Below are 18,853 nucleotides of genomic sequence, written 5' to 3'. Positions count from 1 at the left end.
GGATGGCAGGCGTACGACGGGTGGTCGCGGTGGCGCTCGGCTGCGCGCTGGTCACCGGGTGCTCGTCGCCGTGGGCCACGCCCCCGCTGCCCGACCCGTCCGCCTCGCCGTCCACCTCGCCGTCCGCTGCATCCGGCGCCGCGCCAGCGGGGTCGAGACCCTCCTCCCCTCCCCCGTGGGTGCTGCCGCGCACTCCGACGCCCACCTCTCCGGCGCCCACGTCCGAGCCGACCACCCCGGACGCCGCCCCGGCGCCCGAGCCCCGCCGGGCGTACCTCACCGTCCCGCGCCTGGGCCTCCGGGACTTCCCGGTCGTGCGCTACCCCGGGTCGCCCGACGACGCCCCCGGCACGGCGATCCAGAACGACGGCGACCTCGCGTCGCCCCGCGGGCCGGGCGGTGGCGTGGCCGCCGGAGAGGTCGGCAACCACATCGTGACCGGGCACCGGCTCTCCTCGACCGAGCCGTTCCGCTACCTGCCGTCCCTGCCGAGGGGCAGTCGGGTGCTGGTGCGGGTGGGCGGCACCGTGCACGTCTACGAGGTACGCCGCACCCGCTGGACGTCGTTCCGCTCGCAGGAGTCGCTGGCCGCCCAGCGCGCCCCGGTCCCCGGTCGACCCGGCGTCGAGGCCACCCGCCCGATGATCACCCTGTCGACATGCGCCACCCTCGAGGACCACGCCGCGGGCAACTACTGGTCCGACGAGTTCGACAACCCCGAGCACCGGATCGACAAGATCGGCGTGCTCGTCGCCACGCGGGCCGCCTGACCTCCTAGCCTCGCCCCATGGCCTCCTCCACCGACGTCGCCCTCCACGACTGGCTCGTCGAGGAGCGCGAGTACCTCCGCCACCAGCAGCGCCGCGGCCGCCGCTTCGCCTTCGAGTCCCTCGACCCGGCGCGCACCGCCCTGGTCGTCATCGACCTCGTGCCGTTCTTCGTCGAGGAGTCGGCCTACTGCCGCGGCATCGTCCCCCACGTCAACCTCCTCGCCGACGAGCTCCGCTCCGCCGGTGGCGTGGTGGCCTGGGTCGTGCCCGGCTACCGCGAGCCCACCGCCCGCGAGCGCGAGCACCTGGGCGACGAGGTCGCCGAGCGCTACGCCCGGTCGGGAGGTCCCGGCACGCCGGCCGAGCGCCTCTGGCCGGGGCTGTCGGTCCACGACGAGGACCTGGTTGCCGAGAAGACGGAGCGCAGCGCGTTCTTCCCCGGCAGCAGCGACCTGCCCGACCTGCTGGCGGAGCGCGGCATCGACACGATCGTCGTGACGGGCACGGTCACCAACGTCTGCGTCGAGGCCAGCGTCCGCGACGCCGCCACCCTCGACCTCCGGGTCATCCTCGTCGCCGACGCCTGCGCCGCCATGCGCGACCGGGACCACAACGCCACCCTGCACGTCGTCTACCGCTCGTACGGCGACGTGCGCCCCACCGCCGACGTCGTCAACCTCATCCGCGCCGGCCGCTGACCCCGGCCCGCATCGAGTGTGCGCAGGAGCACCACGCACGCCCACGGGCGGGTGCTTCCACGCACTGTCGTCACCCGCGGCGTACCCGCGCCTGTGCGCGGCGTGCCACGATGAACCCGTCCGCTCCACCCGACACGAACGGAACTCACATGGGCCTCATCTTCCCCGTCGCCGAGGACACCCCGGACGACAAGGACGCCGCGTTCGAAGACTTCGCGACCGACTGGTCGGACACCTGGATGGTGGAGGTCGACACCGACTTCGAGGACGAGGAGGCCGGCGACGTCGTCCGTCTCGGACCGATGACCGCCCAGGCCGCCTGGGACCTCGCGAGCGCGCTCGACGCCAAGCGGTCGGAGTGGACGATGATCATCCTGCCGCTCTTCTCCGACACCGACGTCGACGCGATCATCGAGCAGATCGAGTCCTGACCGGACCGTTCCACCACGTGCAGGTGCGCCCGGCGGCGGCTCAGCCCCGCCGGGCCTCCAGCACCCGAAAGCCCTTGGCCGACGCGAGCCGCGTGGTCGGGTAGCCCTGCTCCCCCAGCCACCGCTGCAGCGAGTCGGCGCCGAGGTTCTTGCCGACGACCATCACCGCGCGCCCGCCCGGTGCGAGGCGCGGGAGCCACGTGAGCAGCAGCTCGTGCAGCGCCTCCTTGCCGATCCGGATCGGCGGGTTGGACCAGATCTCGTCGAACTGCATGTCCGAGGGGACGTCGGCCGCCCGGCAGGCGACGAAGTGGCCGCCCACCCCGAGCCCGGCGGCGTTCTCGTTGGCGAGCAGGATGGCCCGCTCGTTGACCTCGAGCCCGATCACCGACGAGAGCGGGACGGCCGTGGCGATGGCCAGCCCGATGACGCCGTACCCGCAGCCGAGGTCGAGGAAGCGGCCCGCGACCGGCGGCTCCACCTCCCGGAAGAGCACGGCCGTCGCGTGGTCGAGGTGACCTCGGCTGAACACGCCGGCACCGCTCGTGAGCTCGAGGTCGTGCCCCCACACGGACGCGGTGAACGTCTCGCGCTCGAACGGCACGCTCGGGTCCGCGGTGAAGTAGTGGTCCTGGTCCTCAGTCATCCATGGCCTCCCTGGTGTTGCGGGCCCGTTCGGCCTGCGCGGCGAGCTCGGCGCCCTCCGGGTAGCCGACCTCCTCCAGCGTCAGTCCGTGGGCGTGTACGACGGTCACGGCGGGGTTCCGGCGACGCCCCGCCAGCGTCTCGGCCGCCCACTCCGGGGGCCGGCGCCCGTCCCCGACGGCCAGCAGGCAACCGACCAGCGAGCGCACCATGCTGTGGCAGAACGCGTCGGCCACGACCCGCGCGACCGCGATCCCCGTCTCGTCCCGGGTCCACTCGAGCTCCGTGAGGGTGCGGACCGTGGTGGCACCCTCGCGTCGTCGGCAGAAGGACGCGAAGTCCCGCAGCCCGAGGAGCGCCCGGGACGCGGTGTTCATGGCGTCGAGGTCCAGTGGCTTCGGCCACGCCAGCACGTGGGAGCGGACCAGTGGGTCGACCAGAGCGGGGTCGTCGGCCACCCGGTAGGCGTAGCGCCGCCAGGTCGCCGAGAAGCGGGCGTCGAAGCCCGCCGGCGCCTCGAGCGCGCGGCGTACGTGCACGTCGGGCGGCAGGATGCCGTTGAGCCTGCGGGCCAGCGCCTCCATGGGCGAGTCCCCCCTGCGCCCGGACGACCCCGTCAGGCTCTCGGGGGCGATGTCCAGGTGGACCACCTGCCCGCGGGCGTGCACCCCGGTGTCGGTGCGCCCGGCACACACGACGCGCACCGACGGGACCCGCAGCGCGGTGGCCAGCGCCTCCTCGAGCGTGCCCTGCACCGTCCGGAGCGACGGCTGGACGGCCCAGCCCTTGAAGTCGGTCCCGTCGTAGGACAGGTCGAGCCGGATGCGCACCCGACGATCCTAGGTGGCCCTCGCAGACCCTCCCTGCTGCGCCCCGGGCCGCCATACTCGGGGGGTGAGCAACCCCGCGATCATCCTGGTCTCCGGCAACCACCTCGACGTCCTGGAGCAGCAGTTCTCCCGCTACGCCCACGAGTACGACGTCCGCTCCGCCGCCGGCGCGGCCGACGCCAAGCACCAGGCGCTCGACGTCCTGGACGCGGGCGGCCAGGTGGCGCTGTTCGTCATCGAGTCCGAGCTGCCCGACATGGACGTCTACCCCGCGATCGGCAAGATCCGGCAGGCCGTCCCGACTGCGCGCCGGGTCGTCGTCGCCCACTACGAGAACTTCCGCCGCGACGCCGAGGCCCTGCGTGCCGGTCAGGCCACCGGCAAGTACGACGCGTTCCTGCTCATGCCGCGCGGGGTCCGCGACGAGGAGTTCCACAGCGCGATCATCGACCTGCTCAACGACTGGGCGGCCACCGTCGCGGTGCCGGAGGTGGTGTCGGTCCGGATCGTCACACCCGAGCACGACAGCCTGACCCTGCAGCTGCGCGACTACCTCGAGCGCGTCGGGCTGCCGTGCGGCGTCTTCCACCCCGACAGCGACGACGGCCGCGACGTCCTCTCCCGCCACGTCGGCGAGCCGGACCAGTGGCCCGTGGTGGAGGCCTTCACGTCCACGGCACCCTTCGTGCCGCGCACCACGCGCGACCTCGCGGTGACCCTCTACGGCCGTCCCGACGACATCGAGGTCGACCAGGTGGTCGACCTGGTGGTCATCGGTGCCGGCCCGGCCGGGCTCGCCGCCAGTGTGTACGCCGCCAGCGAGGGCCTCTCCACCGTCACCGTCGAGGGCGAGGCGATCGGAGGCCAGGCCGGCACCAGCTCCATGATCCGCAACTACCTCGGCTTCCCCCGCGGCATCTCCGGGATGCGGCTGGCCCAGCGTGCCCGCAGCCAGGCGATCCGCTTCGGCACGCGCTTCTTCACCGGCTGGCCGGTCGTCGCGCTGGAGCCGGGGACCGACGGGCGGCCGCACGTCGTCCGCACCGAGGGCGGTGACGTGCAGGCCCGCGCCGTGGTGATCTCGACCGGCGTGACCTACCGCCGGATCGGCATCGAGTCCCTCGACGCCCTGGTCGGGTACGGCGTCCACTACGGCGCCGCCATGACCGCGTCCCGCGAGATGGAGGGTGCCGACGTCATCGTGGTCGGCGGCGGCAACAGCGCCGGCCAGGCCGCCGTGCACCTGGCCCGCTTCGCCCGCTCGGTCACCATCATGGTCCGGCGTCCCGACCTGTCGGCCACCATGTCGCACTACCTGGTCAACGAGATCGGCTACAACCCCCGCATCGAGGTCCTCGGCAGCGCCCGCGTGGTCGACGGGGGTGGGGACGGACGGCTGGAGTGGGTGGACGTCGAGGACGTCACGAGTGGCGCGACGCACCGCCGCGAGATCCGGGGACTGTTCCTGCTCCTCGGGGCGGACCCGCACTGCGAGTGGCTGCCCGACGAGGTCGCTCGCGACGAGCGCGGCTTCGTGCTGACCGGACGCGACGTCCCGGCCGGTGCCTGGCGCGACGGCCTCCCGCCGGCCAACCTGGCCACGACCGTGCCCGGCATCTTCGCCGCCGGCGACATCCGCTCCGGATCGATGAAGCGCGTCGCGTCCGCCTCCGGGGAGGGGGCGTCGGTGGTCTCCCTCGTGCACGAGTGGCTGGCCTGACCGACCCAGACCCTCTTGACCTGCGAGTTCAACACACCGGTTGACAACGGTCCGGAGGCGGCCTACCTTTATTCAACCGAACAGTTGAGGAAGGTGGACGCCATGACCGACCAGCTCTCCCGGGTCTTCGCCGCCCTCGCCGACCCCACGCGACGCGACATGATCGCCCGCCTCACCGTCGCCGACGCGACGGTGGGCGATCTCGCCGAGCCGTACGACGTGAGCCTCCAGGCCGTCTCCAAGCACCTCAAGGTGCTCGAGGAGGCCGGCCTGGTGACCCGCAGCCGGGACGCCCAGCGCCGCCCGGTGCACCTGGAAGCCGAGGTGTTCGACCTGATGACGAAGTGGATCGAGCGCTACCGGCGACAGGCGGAGGAGCGCTTCACGCGACTCGACGCCGTGCTCGCCTCCCTGCAGGACAAGGACATCCCCACCACCGAGGAAGGAACCGCATCATGACCACCACCCAGGACCACCGCTACAGCGAGGCCGCCATCGAGGCCGACCCGACCGTCCCTGCCGTCCACATCTGGCGCGACTTCGCCGCCACCCCCGCGCAGCTCATGCGGGCCCACACCGACCCCGAGCTCTTCGCCCGGTGGATCGGTCCCTCCTCGCTCACCACCCGCATCGACCACTGGGACTGCCGCACCCTCGGCTCCTACCGGTACGTCGCCGAGCGCGACGGCGAGGAGTACGCGTTCCGCGGCACCTTCCCCCACGTGGGCGAGGACAAGCTGGTGCAGACGTTCACCTGGGAGGGGATGCCCGACGCCATCGCCCTGGAGACGATGACCTTCGAGGACCTCGGCGACGGCATCACCCGCCTCCACGGGTTCTCGTTGTGCGACTCCTTCGAGGCGCGCGACGGGATGCTGGCCAGCGGCATGGAGGTCGGCATCCACGAGGGCTACGCCAAGCTGGACAGGCTGCTGGCCGATGGCGTTGCCTGACGACCCGGCGGCGCGGCACCGCGAGGTGGCCGCGGCCTTCGGCCGGCTCGTCGACGGTGCCGCCTCCTGGCAGGCGCCCGCACCGGTCGACGGGTGGACCGCCCGCGACGTGGTCGCCCACCTCGTGGGGTGGTTCCCCGGGTTCCTCGCGGGCGGCGGGGTCCCGCTCCCCGCCGGCCCGCCGGTCGTCGACGACCCGGCCGCCGCGTGGCAGCACCAGGCGCGCTCCGTCCAGGACCTGGTCGACGAGCGCGGTGACGAGTCGTTCACCCACCCGTACGCCGGCACGCACCGGCTCGCGGACGCCGTCGACCGGTTCTACACCGCCGACGTCTTCATGCACAGCTGGGACCTGGCGAGGGCCACCGGACAGCCGGTGCACCTCGACGAGGACTTCGCGACGACCCTGCTCGACGGGATGAGGCCGATCGAGGACGTGCTGCGCTCCTCTGGCCAGTACGGCGCGCCGGTGCCGGTCCCGGACGATGCCCCGGTGGTCGACCAGTTGATGGGGTTCATCGGCCGCGACCCGGCCTGGACTCCCCCGACCGGCTGACGGTCTTCAGTCGAGCTCGTGCCGCCGGGGCGGGTCGCCGCCCGGTCGGCTCACGGTCACGGCCGCGGCCCGGGCCGCGAACGCCAGCACGGAGGTGCGCTCGGCGGCGACCAGCGCGCGCAACCGCTCGCCCGCACCGGGTCCCACGACGTCGAGCTCCCACAGGGCGTGCACGACCGCGGCCGTCACCGTGTCCCCGGCGCCGATCGTGTCCACCACCTCGACGGCCGGTGCCGGCACGGTGACCTCGTCGGCCTCGGCGTACCAGCTGACCCCGTCGCCGCCCATGGTCACCACCACCGCCCCGGCACCGGCCGCGATGAGGTGGCTCGCGACCTCGCGGTGGGTCCGTCCCGGCCAGAGCACCTCCAGGTCCTCGTCGCTCGCCTTGACGACGTCCGCGAGGCGCGCCATCTGCTCGGCCCGGGCGACCACCTCGTCGCCGGCGCCCGTGATCGCCGGGCGGGCGTTGACGTCGAAGACCGTCAGCGCACTCCCCCGCGACGACTCGACCAGGGCCGCGACGTCGTCAGCCCCCGGAGCCAGTGCCGCCCCGATGGAGCCGTAGACCACCACGACCGGCGCCACGTGCGCGGGCAGGGTGACGGCCGGGACCCGCCACTCGATGTCGAACTCGTAGCTCGCCGAGCCGTCCTCGGCCAGCGTCGCCACCGCGGTCGCCGTGCGGGTGAGCGCCAGCGGGTCGACCGCCAGGCGCACGCCGTTGTCGGCCAGGTGCCCGGCCAGCAGCCGTCCGTGCGCGTCGTCCGCCCAGGCGCTCGCGAACCACACCTGGCGGCCCAGCCGGCTCATCGCCACGGCCGCGTTGGCCGAGCTCCCGCCCGCGTGGTCGCGCTCAGTGCCGTCACGTCCCAGCACCACGTCGACGAGTGCCTCACCGGCCACCAGTGCCACCTGCTCCATGACGAGGTTCTACCACCTCCGCGCCTAGGCTGGCGCCCATGGAGCTCGCCCCGGTCGACCTCGAACCCCTCGACGCCGACTCCGGCACCCCGCCGTACGAGCAGGTGCGTGTGCAGCTCGCGACCCGCATCGGTGACGGGCGCCTGCCCGCCGGCAGCCGCCTGCCGACCGTGCGCGCGCTGGCCGGAGACCTCGGGCTCGCGGTCAACACCGTGGCTCGCGTCTACAAGGAGCTCGAGGCCGATGGGCTCGTGGCCACCGAGGGGCGTCGCGGCACGCGGGTGACCGGTCGGGTCGCCACGCCGACCGCGGTCCGGGCGGCCGCCGCGACGCTGGCCCTCGAGGCACGGCGCGCAGGTCTCACCCTCGCCGAGGCCACCCGGCTGCTCGAGCAGGGCTGGACTCGATGAGGTGGGTCGTCTACGGCGCCGGGGCCGTCGGGGGTGTGATCGGCGGCCACCTGCACCTCGCGGGCCTGCCCACCACGCTGGTGGCCCGCGGCGCACACCTGGCCGCGATCCGCGACGGAGGGCTGCGGTTGGACACGGGTGACGGCATGCACCGGATCGTGGCACCGGCCACCGACAGCGCCGCCGAGGTGGAGTGGACCGACGACGCCGCCGTCCTGCTCGCCGTGAAGTCGCACCAGGCCGCCGCGGCCCTCGACGACCTGGCCACACACGCCCCGTCCGGCACGACCGTCGTCTGCGCCACCAACGGCGTCGCCACCGAGGTGGCCGCCCTGCGCCGCTTCGCCGCGACGTACGCCGTGTGCGTGATGCTGCCGTCCACCCACCTGGAGCCGGGACTGGTCGTCGCGAAGTGCCACCCCGTCCCCGGTCTCCTCGACGTGGGCCGCGTCCCGGCAGGGACCGACGACCGCACGGCGGCCGTGGTCTCGGACCTGCGGTCGGCGGGCTTCGAGTCCGTCGAGCGCGACGACGTGATGGCCTGGAAGCGTCGCAAGCTGCTGCTCAACGTCGGCAACGGCGTGGACGCCTCCTTCGTCCCCGGGGACACCGCCGACGAGCTCGCCGACCTCGCCCAGCGGGAGGGCGAGCGCGTGCTGGCCGCCGCCGGGCTCACGTTGACCAGCGCGGAGGACGACCGGGAGCGCCGCGGGGACCTGCTGCGCCGCCGCGACGACCTGCCCCCGGCAGGCGGCTCCACCTGGCAGAGCCTGCGCCGCGGCACGGGCGACACCGAGATCGACTACCTGGCCGGCGAGGTCGTCCTCCTCGGGCGGCTGCACGACGTGCCCACCCCGGCCTGCGAGGCCGTGGTGGCCGCCACCCGTGGGCTGACCCGGACGGGCGGGGAGCCCCGCAGCCTCCCCGCCGACGAGGTCCTGGCCGCGCTCCGGTGACGTCCTGTGGAGGAGCCGCACGCGCTGTCGGTGCGTCGTGCCAGTCTCACCCGGCACCACCACTGATCCCGGGGAGCTGACATGGACCACACCGACGACTCGACCACAATGCTGGCCAAGGTGCGCAAGCTGCTGGCCAAGGCCGAGGACCCGGCGGCGACGCCGGCCGAGGCCGAGACCTACACCGCCAAGGCGGCCGCCCTGATGGCGGCGTACGGCATCGACCGAGCCCTCCTCGCCCTGAGCGACCCGTCCCTCGACGTCGTGGGAGACCTGGTCGTGCTGGTCGACCGGCCCTATGCCGCCGACAAGGCTGACCTGCTGGCCACCGTCGCGGCGGCCCTGGGATGTCGCGGTGTCCGCCGCACCCGCTACCCCGACGGCACCAAGGAGCTGTCCCTGCACCTCTTCGGCCACCGCTCGGACCTCCAGCGCGTGGAGATCCTCTTCACCAGCCTGCTCGTCCAGGCACTGCACGCCCTGGCCCGCACACCGGTGCCGTCCTACGACCACCCGGCGGCGTTCCGGCGCAGCTGGCTGGCCGGGTTCACCCAGTCGGTCGGTCGCCGCCTCGACCGTGCCGAGGCTGCCGCGGCCGAGGACGCTGCGGACCGGTTCGCCGACCACGGCACCTCGAGCACCCTCGTCCTGGCGGACCGGTCCCACGCGGTCGTGGCCGCTCGGGACGAGACCTACCCGCACCTGCAACAGGCGAGCGCGCGTCGTCTCTCGGGCACCGGACGGCACGACGGGTGGGCGGCCGGGCAGCGCGCCGACCTCGGTGGCAGCCGGCTCGGTGGCCCGCGCAGGTCGTTGCCCGGGACCTAGGTGCTCCGGACGCACGACGACCCGCCACCCCAGTGGGGTGACGGGCCGTCGATTCGACGCGTGTGGCTAGCTCACTCGCCGGCGCGCGTGAAGCCAGCGGCCTCCGCGGACTCGACCGAGTCGAACCACACCTCGGCGACAGTCTGGCCGTACCACTGGCCGTCGGGCTCGTGGAACTTCATCGAGTTCTCGTTGCCCTTGACCGGGAAGCCGTCGGGGGCCTCGTCGACGTTCTCCATCGGCGCGTGCGAGCCGGCGTACTTGCCGGACACGTTGCCGTCGGTGACGTCCTCGTCTGCGGCCACGACGGCCGTCTCCTGGCTCTCGGTGTCGGTCGCCTCGGTCTCGGCGGTCTCCTCGGCGGGAGCCTCCTCCTCCGCAGCGGCCGGAGCCGGAGCAGCAGCCTGCGTCTTCTTCGTCGAGGCAGCCTTGGGGCTGTACGCCTCGGTCACCAGCTCGATGACCGCCATGGGAGCGTTGTCGCCCTTGCGCGGACCGATCTTGGTGATCCGGGTGTAGCCACCCGGGCGCTCGGCGAACGTCGGCGCGATCTCGGTGAAGAGGGTGTGCACGACCGACTTGTCGCGGATGGTCTTGAGGACCTCGCGGCGGTTGTGCAGGTCTCCACGCTTGGCCTTGGTGATCAGCTTCTCCGCGTACGGGCGAAGCATGCGCGCCTTGGTCTCCGTGGTGGTGATCCGGCCGTGCTCGAACAGGCTGGTGGCCAGGTTCGCCAGGATCAGGCGCTGGTGGGCGGGGCTACCGCCGAGGCGCTTGCCCTTCTTGGGCTTGGGCATGTGATTTCTCGCTTCTCTCCGGCCGTGTCAGGTACCGGGGTAGACGTCCGCCGGGACCGGCGGACGGTTTGGATGTCAACGCGAGCGTGGCGGCGGCAAGCCGCCACACGACCGTATCCCCAGTCAGCGTCAGCTGCGGGTGCGGGAGCGAGGCGCCGGTGAGACGCCCCGCAACCACAACCACAACACACGTCAACCGCGGCGCGGCAGCGTGACGGCGAAGCCGGCACGCTCGCGCAATTCAGTTGCGCGGCAGCGAGGCGCCGGTGAGACGCCAGGCCACCGCTACCACAGTCATACCTCGACTGCGGCGCGGCAGCGAGGCGCCGACTGCGACTCGCTCGCGCAATTCAATTAGTACTGCTCGTCCTCGACGAAGGCGTCGTCGTCGTCATCGCCGTACGCCGCGAGAGCGGCGTGCGGGTCGAAGCCGGGCGCACTGTCCTTGAGGGACAGACCCATCTCGACCAGCTTGGCCTTGACCTCGTCGATCGACTTCGCACCGAAGTTGCGGATGTCGAGCAGGTCCTGCTCCGAGCGGCTGATGAGCTCACCCACGGTGTGGATGCCCTCGCGCTTGAGGCAGTTGTAGGACCGGACCGTCAGCTGCAGGTCCTCGACCGGGAGGGCGAGGTCGGCGGCGAGCTGCTCGTCGACGGGCGACGGGCCGATGTCGATGCCCTCGGCCTCGACGTTGAGCTCACGGGCCAGGCCGAAGAGCTCCACGAGCGTCTTGCCGGCCGAGGCGATGGCGTCGCGGGGACGCATCGACGGCTTGGTCTCGACGTCGATCACGAGCTTGTCGAAGTCCGTGCGCTGCTCGACACGGGTGGCCTCGACCTTGTAGGTGACCTTGAGGACCGGGCTGTAGATCGAGTCGACCGGGATGCGGCCGATCTCGTTGTCCGCACCCTTGTTCTGCACGGCCGAGACGTAGCCGCGGCCACGCTCGACGACGAGCTCGACGTCCAGCTTGCCCTTGTCGGACAGCGTGGCGATCTTCAGGTCGGGGTTGTGGACCTCGACACCGGCGGGCGGGGTGATGTCGGCGGCGGTGACGTCACCGGCACCGGACTTGCGGAGGTACATCACGACCGGCTCGTCGTGCTCCGAGGAGACGACGAGGCCCTTGAGGTTGAGGATGACCTCGGTGACGTCCTCGGTCACACCCTCGATGGTCGAGAACTCGTGGAGCACGGAGTCGACCTTGATGCTGGTGACCGACGCACCCGGGATGGACGACAGGAGGGTACGGCGCAGCGAGTTGCCGAGCGTGTACCCGAAACCGGGCTCCAGGGGCTCGATGACGAACCGCGAACGGAACTCGTCGACGGACTCTTCCGACAGGGTCGGGCGCTGAGCGATAAGCACTGATTCTTTCCTTTCCGGACCCACCCACCATTTGACGGGCCCGAACTCACAGGATTGTTGTGAAAGGGAGGGACCGGTGGCCACCCGAGGGCGGCCACCGGCAAGGGATTACTTCTTGGAGTAGTACTCGACGATCAGCTGCTCGGTGATGGGCAGGTCGATCTGCGCGCGGGTCGGCACCTGGTGGACGAGGATGCGCATCCGGGTGGGGATGGCCTCCATCCACGCAGGCACGTGACGCTCGCCGTGGGTCTCACGGGCGACGATGAACGGGGTCATCTCCAGCGACTTCTCGCGGACGTCGATGATGTCGTGGGCCGACACCTGGAACGACGGGATGTCGACCTTGTGACCGTTGACCAGGAAGTGACCGTGCACGACGAGCTGCCGGGCGTGGCGACGCGTGCGGGCGAACCCGGCGCGGTAGACCACGTTGTCGAGGCGGCACTCGAGGAGCTGGAGCAGGTTGTCACCGGTCTTGCCCTGGCGACGGTTGGCTTCCTTGTAGTAGCGGAGGAACTGCTTCTCCATCACGCCGTAGGTGAAGCGGGCCTTCTGCTTCTCCTGCAGCTGGAGGAGGTACTCACTCTCCTTGATGCGGCGACGGCCGTGCTGGCCGGGGGGGTAGGGACGCTTCTCGAAAGCAGCGTCGCCGCCGACGAGGTCGACACCGAGGCGGCGCGACTTGCGGGTGATCGGGCCGGTGTAACGGGCCATGGCTGGAAGTCTCTCTTTCTCGGGTGTCGGGTCAGACGCGGCGGCGCTTGGGCGGCCGGCATCCGTTGTGGGGCGTGGGGGTGACGTCCTGGATGGTGCCGACCTCGAGGCCGATGGCACCCAGCGAACGGATCGCCGTCTCGCGGCCCGAACCCGGGCCCTTCACGAAGACGTCGATCTTCTTCATCCCGTGCTCCATCGCCCGACGACCCGCAGCCTCGGCTGCCATCTGCGCGGCGAACGGCGTGGACTTTCGCGAGCCCTTGAAGCCGACGGTGCCGGCAGAGGCCCACGAGATCACCGCCCCGGTGGGGTCGGTGATCGTGACGATGGTGTTGTTGAACGTGCTCTTGATGTGGGCTTCGCCCTGAGCGACGTTCTTCTTCTCCTTGCGGCGGACCTTGGTCGCGCGGCTCTTGGGAGGCATTCAGGTATCTCCTACGAGGTTCTGGTCTGGAAGCTTCGAGTGAAGGGGCGGGACTCAGCGCGTCAGCGCCGGGTCACTTCGCCTTCTTCTTGCCGGCGACAGTGCGCTTGGGGCCCTTGCGGGTGCGCGCGTTGGTCTTGGTGCGCTGGCCGCGGACCGGGAGGCCCATGCGGTGGCGGCGACCCTGGTAGCTGCCGATCTCGATCTTGCGGCGGATGTCTGCCTGGACCTCGCGACGGAGGTCACCCTCGATCTTGAAGTTGGCTTCGATCTCGTCGCGAAGCTTGACCAGCTCCTCGTCGCCGAGCGTGTGAACTCGCGCGTTCGGGTCGACCCCGGTGGCGGCGAGCAGCTGCTGGGCGCGGGTACGGCCGATGCCGTAGATGTAGGTGAGTGCGATCTCGATGCGCTTGTCGCGCGGGAGGTCAACACCAACGAGGCGTGCCATGTGGCTTTCCTTGTCTGTACTCGCAATGGTTTCTGGTCGTGTCGCGTCCCATCCCGCCTCGGGTGGGCTCCGGCCAGTGCTCCGGAGGTGGCTTCGGTCAGGGGGTGCCTGGCCTAGCGATCACGTTGTGGGGTGTTCAGTTGTACGTCGGGTGCTGCGAGGTGAGCGTCAGCTCAGCCCTGCCGCTGCTTGTGGCGGGGGTTCTCGCAGATGACCATGACGCGGCCGTGACGACGGATGACCTTGCACTTGTCGCACATCGCCTTGACGCTGGGCTTGACCTTCATGAGAAGGACCTTTCGGATCGGCTGGTTACTTGTAGCGGTAGACGATCCGACCGCGGGTCAGGTCGTAGGGGGACAGCTCCACCACCACGCGGTCCTCGGGGAGGATCCGGATGTAGTGCTGGCGCATCTTGCCGCTGATGTGGGCGAGCACCTTGTGTCCGTTGCTCAGCTCCACCCGGAACATCGCGTTGGGGAGGGCTTCAGTGATGACGCCCTCGAGCTCGATCACGCCTTCTTTCTTCGGCATGTCCTCCACAATCTGTTGGTCGTATGTCTACCGTTGTTGCACCGCGTCACCGTGGTGACGCGGCTGGCCCGGGAACCTCCGGCCCAGGTGGACCGGTGGACCTCGTGAAGCGGTGCCGTGAACCTCATCCCGGGCACGACACGAACCGCCTTTCAGGACGGTCGAGGCGTGATCCGGCAGCCGCGAGGCACCACGAAACGCAACCCACGTTGGGCCGACACGCCAGTTTAGTCAGTCGCTGTCGGAAAAGACCAATCAGCGCGGGCGCCTGCGGCTCCCCCGCACCCGGGGGCCGGTGGGCCGCAACGAGCGGAGGTTGACCGCGGCCATCAGCCGCTGCCGGCGACCCACGGACTGGGACATCGCACGTCGCTCGGCGTCGACAGTCTGCCAGTAGGACGCCGCAGCGCCCGCATCGGGAGCGCTCGGGCCGAAGACGAAGCCGTCCGCCCGGCGCGCCAGCGAGGGCGCCTGCTCGGATCCGATCGCCCCGGACTGCTCACGACGGGTGACGGTCGGGCCCAGGGGCACCGGCTGGCCGAGGTCGCGGGCGTGGTCGACCAGCTCGCGCCAGGCGCCCACGAATCGCGCGGAGACCACGGAGGCGTTGCGCCGCCGCCGGCGGCGGAGCAGCTTGAGACCGATGACCGCGCCGACCAGGAGGAACGCCACCAGCAGCGGGCCCCCGACGTACGTCGCGACGACCCGCACCCAGCCGGGCAGGCCGGCCACGAGCGAGTCCTCGTCCTCCTCGTCGGCCTCCTTCTTGTCGGCCTTGCGCTGCTTGAGGTCGGCGTCGCTCTGGTCGCCGGCGTCCGACGGCGGCGGGATCGGCGCCGGGGGCGGGACGACCGTGCCGGTCATCGGGGTGTTGGTCTCGGGCAGCTCGTCGGCGGGCGGCTCGTCGGACATGAAGTCCTCGGTCGGCAGGGTCTTCCAGGAGCCGTCGGCGGCGCGCAGCTCGACCCAGGCCGAGACGTCCTTGCCCGTCACCACGCCGCCCTCCGGCACCTCGGCCCCGAGCACTACCCGGGCGGGCACACCCACCTCGCCGGCCAGCAGGGCCATTGCCGCGGCGTACTGCTCGTCGTTGCCGACCATCTGCGGGGCCTGGAGGAAGCCCTCGGACAGCCGCTGGACGCTGTGGCCGGGGTGGTAGACCTGCTCGGAGCGCCGGACCCCGTCGGAGTACTTGCCCTCGGTCAGCAGGTGCTTCGCGATGGCCTCGACCCGCTCGACGGGCGAGGTCGCCTTGGTCGTCCACTGCGCCGCCGGCGTCTTGAGGAAGGCCGTGCCCTCGGGTGCCGGCACGACGGCACTCGACGCGACGGTGGAGGAGTCGAGGGTGTCGTCGGGCAGGACGGCGGTGAAGGAGTAGGTGTCCCCCTCGGTCAGTCCGGTGGGGACGACGGCCGTCGAGGTGGCGAGGTTGTAGCGGAAGGACTCGGCCTTGCCGTCGGGGTCGCCGATGCGGAAGTCGAGGGACTGGAGCGCGCCGGCCGTCGGCAGCCAGACGCCGTCGTACGCCTCCCCGATGGTGACGGTGGCCTCGACCTCCTCCCCCTCGACGGGGTTGTCGATCGTCGACGACACCCGCTGGAACGAGTCGGCGGCCGGCTCCGGCAGCGCGTTGTCGGATGCGCCCCACACCATGCCGTCGTAGTGGTCCATGGCCGCGAAGCGCACTCGCGTGCCCTCCGGCACCCCGTCGACGGTGAACAGGGTGCGGTCGTAGACGTTGGCCGCGTTCTCCTGCCCGAGGGGGTCGATGTACTTGCGGAACCCGGCGAGGGGCGAGGGGTACTGACCGATGTCGAACGGCGGCTCCACCCAGTTGCGCACCACGGTGCGGTCGCCGTCGTCGTCGCCCATGACGAGCGCGGAGGCGGGTACGGCGAGCGCGGACGCCAGCGCGACCAGCCCGGTCCCGACAGCGAGACGGCCCCAGCCGGACGTGCCGCCGTGCACCGTCGCGGACGCCCGCCGGGCGCGCAGCGCGAGCCAGCCCAGGGCCAGGCCGGCGAAAGCCGCTCCCTGGACGAGGAGCGACTGCGGGTGGCGCACGCCGAGCAGGATGACCGTGGCGAGCACGGCGGTCAGCCCGAGGACGGGCAGCAGGGCGGTGAGCCACGCACGCCGTAGGTGGAGGTGGGACAGCGACGTCCCCAGCAGGCCGGCGAGGAGACCGAGCAGCCACGGCAGCACGAGCAACGGACCGTCGCCGTCGACCGGCGGCAGGGTCGTGAGTAGGTCCTTCCAGCCGTGGATCGCCTGGTCGACCAGCGTGGACAGCGTCTGGCTCCCGGGGACGAAGGCCGTGTCGCCCACCGACCGCAGGCAGAGGGGGCCACCGAGCAGGAAGAACACCAGGGTGAGGATGAGCACCGGCGCCACGAGCGGCCAGCCGAGGGCCCGGCTCAGGTGCGTCACGGCCATGGCGATGACGGCACCGGTCATGCCGATGACGAGGAACGACCACCCGGTGAAGGAGGTCGCGAGACCGCTCAGGGCCACAGCCGTCAGCAGCAGGACGAAGACCAGGTCGACGACGGCCTGGCCGTCCGGCAGCAGGTGGCTGGGCCGGGTGCGGGTCTGGGTGTCGACGTGACTCACTCGGGGCCCCCGCGACGTTGTCCGGCGGAGGAGCGGAGCGGAGGAGACGGAGAACGTCGTGGGGTGAGGGTCATCGAAGGCTCCAGAGGAGGAGGCCGCCGAGGTCCTCGCGGGCGGCGAGGTGCAGGACGGGAAGGCCCCCGGTCTCGGTCACCCTGCTGGCGCCCTCGGGGTCGAGCACGATCGCAAAGCGGCGCACCTCGGGCGGGAAGGCCGCCGAGCCGCGCAGCAGGTCGGTGAAGGAGGTGTCCTTGCCACCCACCAGGAAGAGCAGGCTGCAGTCGGGCGCGACCATCGTGGCCCGCCGGCTGGCCGCCACGATGCCGGTGTCCCCGAAGTCGGCACGGCACACGGCGTCGAGCGCCAGGTGGCCGTCGGACCCGGTCGAGGCGGTCGTTCCACAGACGAAGGACACGTCGAACTCGTCGAGCACGGCCCGGACGGCGATGGACGCGGCCACCGACATCGCGTCCTCGAAGACCTCGTCGCTGCTCCAGGAGGCGCGCTGGTCGTCGACGACGAGGGCCGCGTGGCTCCGGCGGGTGTCGAGGTACTGCCGGACCAGCAGGGCGGACTCCCCCGTCGAGGCCATCACCTTGGCCGAGGAGCGCCAGTGGATGTGGCGCAGGTCGTCACCGGGGACGTACTCACGCAGGGCGTGGAAGGCGAGGTCGCTCTGCGAGACCGCATCGGTCGAGACGCCTTCCAGGTCGCGGAGCAGCCCGGCGCCGAGCGAGTCGAGCGGCACCATCGGCGGGCGCACGAGCACCTCGCGGACGGGCGTCCACACCATGTCGCGCGAGAAGACGCCGACAGGATCACCACGACGCGTGGTGGCCGGCCCGACGCGGATGACGCCGCGGCGCTCCGTGCGGATGGTGAAGGACTCCTCGTGCACTCCCCCGGCAGGCAGCGAGCCGATGCCGTAGCGGTGCGTCGACGAGCCGACCGGGACCTCCAGCGTGGTGGGCAGCAGCCGCCGGGAGGCGATGTTGCGCACCACGACGCCGGCCGCGACCGAGTCGCCGGCGGCGACCCGCTCCGGCTCGAGGCGCAGGTCCACGTCGACCGAGGTCCGTCCCAGCAGGAACGGCGCCGCGAGCAAGAGCAGCAGCAGGCAGGCGGCCGCCAGCACGGCCATCTCCCGCCAGCCCACGAGGGCGGCGAGGTACGCCGCACCCGTCCCGATGCCGAGGACCAGCCAGCCCGTGGGGCGGACAATCGCCAGCAGCTCCTTCACGCGCTCCATCAGCAGATCAGGCCACCCGGTCGGTGGGCGGCGCGACGGAGTCGAGGAGACGCCCGATGACGGTCTGGACGCTGACGCCGCTGAACTGGGCCTCGGCGTCGAGGAGGACGCGGTGCGACAGCACGGGCTCGGCGAGCTCCTTGATGTCGTCCGGCACGACGTGGTCGCGGGCGTCGGCCGCGGCCCAGGTCTTGGCGACCCGCACCAGGGCCAGGCAGCCGCGCGGCGACAGCCCGAGCTTGACGTGCGGCTGGCGGCGCGACTCCTCGGCGAGCTCGGCGACGTAGCCGACGACGGCCGGGTCGACGTACACCTGGTCGGCGAGGCCGCTCATCTGGGAGATGGTGGCCGCGGTGATGACCGGGGTGACGAGCGAGGCGCGGTCGCGCACGGCCGCGTTGACGAGCAGCTCGACGGTGGCCGCCCGGTCGGGGTAGCCCATCGAGGTCTTCATCAGGAAGCGGTCGAGCTGGGCCTCGGGCAGGCGGTAGGTGCCGGCCTGCTCGATGGGGTTCTGGGTGGCGATGACGAGGAACGGCTTGCCGACCGAGTGCGCGACGCCGTCGACGGTGACCCGGCTCTCCTCCATCACCTCGAGCAGCGCCGACTGGGTCTTGGGCGAGGCGCGGTTGATCTCGTCGGCCAGGACGATGGTGTGGAAGATCGGGCCGGGGTGGAAGTCGAACGTGCCCTTGTGCTGGTCGTAGACCGTCACGCCGATGACGTCCGAGGGCAGCAGGTCGGGGGTGAACTGGATGCGCGCGTGGCTGCCCTGGACCGTGTTGGCCAGCGACCGCGCCAGCATCGTCTTGCCGGTGCCGGGGAAGTCCTCGAGCAGGATGTGACCCTCCGACAGGAGGCACGTCAGCGCCAGGCGCACCACGTGGCGCTTGCCCAGCACGGCCTTCTCCATGTTGTCGGTCAGCTGGTCGAAGGTCTGCTTGAACCAGTCGGCCTGCTCGTGCGAGATCGTCAT

The 18,853-nt window shown here is 71.7% G+C and carries 22 protein-coding genes and 1 pseudogene; 10 read left to right on the top strand and 13 right to left on the bottom strand.

Features of this window, described 5'->3' with window-relative positions:
- Positions 1-2 precede the first annotated feature (2 nt).
- The 3 genes from ASG88_RS22580 (at position 3) to ASG88_RS09465 (ending at position 1,899) form a co-directional block, all read left to right on the top strand.
- On the top strand, positions 3-770 hold the full coding sequence (locus ASG88_RS22580) for a sortase domain-bontaining protein (protein WP_082600178.1): 768 nt from the start codon (positions 3-5) through the stop codon (positions 768-770).
- A 17-nt stretch (positions 771-787) separates the two neighbouring features.
- Positions 788-1,468: an isochorismatase family cysteine hydrolase gene (locus ASG88_RS09470; RefSeq protein ID WP_056887158.1), complete on the top strand. Its 681-nt coding sequence runs from the start codon at positions 788-790 to the stop codon at positions 1,466-1,468.
- Positions 1,469-1,617: 149 nt separating this feature from the next.
- Positions 1,618-1,899 (top strand): hypothetical protein, encoded by a 282-nt coding sequence (locus ASG88_RS09465; protein WP_056887157.1) that lies wholly within the window; start codon positions 1,618-1,620, stop codon positions 1,897-1,899.
- 40 nt (positions 1,900-1,939) lie between these two features.
- On the opposite strand, the gene ASG88_RS09460 is transcribed toward ASG88_RS09465, so the two are convergent.
- Together ASG88_RS09460 and truA are read right to left on the bottom strand one after the other, a co-directional pair.
- Complete coding sequence (locus tag ASG88_RS09460; RefSeq protein WP_056887156.1) at positions 1,940-2,545, bottom strand: class I SAM-dependent methyltransferase; 606 nt, start codon at positions 2,543-2,545, stop codon at positions 1,940-1,942.
- On the bottom strand, positions 2,538-3,374 hold the full coding sequence (gene truA, locus ASG88_RS09455) for a tRNA pseudouridine(38-40) synthase TruA (RefSeq protein WP_056887155.1): 837 nt from the start codon (positions 3,372-3,374) through the stop codon (positions 2,538-2,540). The genes ASG88_RS09460 and truA overlap by 8 nt, the downstream gene beginning before the upstream one ends.
- 64 nt (positions 3,375-3,438) lie before the next feature.
- Between truA and ASG88_RS09450 the strand changes: the two genes are divergently transcribed.
- The 4 genes from ASG88_RS09450 to ASG88_RS09435 all read left to right on the top strand — a co-directional run bounded on the left by ASG88_RS09450 (position 3,439) and on the right by ASG88_RS09435 (position 6,603).
- Positions 3,439-5,094: an FAD-dependent oxidoreductase gene (locus ASG88_RS09450; RefSeq protein WP_056887154.1), complete on the top strand. Its 1,656-nt coding sequence runs from the start codon at positions 3,439-3,441 to the stop codon at positions 5,092-5,094.
- Positions 5,095-5,196: 102 nt separating this feature from the next.
- Entirely contained in the window at positions 5,197-5,553 is a 357-nt protein-coding gene (locus tag ASG88_RS09445) for an ArsR/SmtB family transcription factor (RefSeq protein ID WP_056887153.1), read from the top strand.
- Positions 5,550-6,047: an SRPBCC domain-containing protein gene (locus tag ASG88_RS09440; protein ID WP_056887152.1), complete on the top strand. Its 498-nt coding sequence runs from the start codon at positions 5,550-5,552 to the stop codon at positions 6,045-6,047. Before ASG88_RS09445 ends, ASG88_RS09440 begins: the two co-directional genes overlap by 4 nt.
- A complete protein-coding gene (locus ASG88_RS09435) occupies positions 6,034-6,603 on the top strand; it encodes a TIGR03086 family metal-binding protein (RefSeq protein ID WP_056887151.1) in 570 nt (189 codons plus the stop codon). The genes ASG88_RS09440 and ASG88_RS09435 overlap by 14 nt, the downstream gene beginning before the upstream one ends.
- 6 nt (positions 6,604-6,609) lie before the next feature.
- Here the strand turns inward: ASG88_RS09435 and ASG88_RS09430 are convergent, their stop codons facing one another.
- On the bottom strand, positions 6,610-7,527 hold the full coding sequence (locus ASG88_RS09430; protein WP_056887150.1) for a PfkB family carbohydrate kinase: 918 nt from the start codon (positions 7,525-7,527) through the stop codon (positions 6,610-6,612).
- Between the two features lie 38 nt (positions 7,528-7,565).
- Here ASG88_RS09430 and ASG88_RS09425 point away from each other — a divergent pair, with 38 nt between their 5' ends.
- The 3 genes from ASG88_RS09425 (at position 7,566) to ASG88_RS09415 (ending at position 9,721) form a co-directional block, all read left to right on the top strand.
- Positions 7,566-7,937 (top strand): GntR family transcriptional regulator, encoded by a 372-nt coding sequence (locus ASG88_RS09425; RefSeq protein ID WP_056887149.1) that lies wholly within the window; start codon positions 7,566-7,568, stop codon positions 7,935-7,937.
- Complete coding sequence (locus ASG88_RS09420) at positions 7,934-8,893, top strand: ketopantoate reductase family protein (protein WP_056887148.1); 960 nt, start codon at positions 7,934-7,936, stop codon at positions 8,891-8,893. The genes ASG88_RS09425 and ASG88_RS09420 overlap by 4 nt, the downstream gene beginning before the upstream one ends.
- 81 nt (positions 8,894-8,974) lie before the next feature.
- Positions 8,975-9,721: a DUF2786 domain-containing protein gene (locus tag ASG88_RS09415; protein WP_200956401.1), complete on the top strand. Its 747-nt coding sequence runs from the start codon at positions 8,975-8,977 to the stop codon at positions 9,719-9,721.
- A 212-nt stretch (positions 9,722-9,933) separates the two neighbouring features.
- On the opposite strand, the pseudogene rplQ reads toward ASG88_RS09415, so the two are convergent.
- The 10 genes and pseudogenes from rplQ to ASG88_RS09365 all read right to left on the bottom strand — a co-directional run.
- Positions 9,934-10,518 (bottom strand): annotated as a pseudogene (gene rplQ / locus ASG88_RS23785) (50S ribosomal protein L17); the annotation flags it as partial.
- Positions 10,519-10,872: 354 nt separating this feature from the next.
- The gene (locus ASG88_RS09405; RefSeq protein WP_056887146.1) at positions 10,873-11,889 is read right to left on the bottom strand and encodes a DNA-directed RNA polymerase subunit alpha; all 1,017 of its coding nucleotides are present in this window, start codon (positions 11,887-11,889) and stop codon (positions 10,873-10,875) included.
- Between the two features lie 108 nt (positions 11,890-11,997).
- Complete coding sequence (gene rpsD, locus ASG88_RS09400; RefSeq protein WP_056887145.1) at positions 11,998-12,606, bottom strand: 30S ribosomal protein S4; 609 nt, start codon at positions 12,604-12,606, stop codon at positions 11,998-12,000.
- 31 nt (positions 12,607-12,637) lie between these two features.
- A complete protein-coding gene (gene rpsK / locus ASG88_RS09395; RefSeq protein WP_056887144.1) occupies positions 12,638-13,033 on the bottom strand; it encodes a 30S ribosomal protein S11 in 396 nt (131 codons plus the stop codon).
- Between the two features lie 73 nt (positions 13,034-13,106).
- Positions 13,107-13,481: a 30S ribosomal protein S13 gene (gene rpsM, locus ASG88_RS09390; protein WP_056599771.1), complete on the bottom strand. Its 375-nt coding sequence runs from the start codon at positions 13,479-13,481 to the stop codon at positions 13,107-13,109.
- A gap of 173 nt (positions 13,482-13,654) precedes the next feature.
- Positions 13,655-13,768, bottom strand: a complete 114-nt coding sequence (gene rpmJ, locus ASG88_RS09385) for a 50S ribosomal protein L36 (RefSeq protein WP_056887143.1) — start codon at positions 13,766-13,768, stop codon at positions 13,655-13,657.
- Between the two features lie 25 nt (positions 13,769-13,793).
- Positions 13,794-14,015: a translation initiation factor IF-1 gene (gene infA / locus ASG88_RS09380; protein ID WP_056887142.1), complete on the bottom strand. Its 222-nt coding sequence runs from the start codon at positions 14,013-14,015 to the stop codon at positions 13,794-13,796.
- Positions 14,016-14,270: 255 nt separating this feature from the next.
- On the bottom strand, positions 14,271-16,628 hold the full coding sequence (locus ASG88_RS09375; RefSeq protein ID WP_056887141.1) for a DUF3488 and transglutaminase-like domain-containing protein: 2,358 nt from the start codon (positions 16,626-16,628) through the stop codon (positions 14,271-14,273).
- A gap of 70 nt (positions 16,629-16,698) precedes the next feature.
- Entirely contained in the window at positions 16,699-17,877 is a 1,179-nt protein-coding gene (locus tag ASG88_RS09370; protein WP_056887140.1) for a DUF58 domain-containing protein, read from the bottom strand.
- Between the two features lie 7 nt (positions 17,878-17,884).
- Positions 17,885-18,853, bottom strand: coding sequence for an AAA family ATPase (locus ASG88_RS09365; protein ID WP_056887139.1), 969 nt, complete (start codon positions 18,851-18,853; stop codon positions 17,885-17,887).

Origin of the sequence: Nocardioides sp. Soil777, from assembly GCF_001428425.1 — a bacterium.
Classification (GTDB): domain Bacteria; phylum Actinomycetota; class Actinomycetes; order Propionibacteriales; family Nocardioidaceae; genus Nocardioides; species Nocardioides terrigena.
This window is presented reverse-complemented; position numbering and strand designations above follow the sequence as displayed.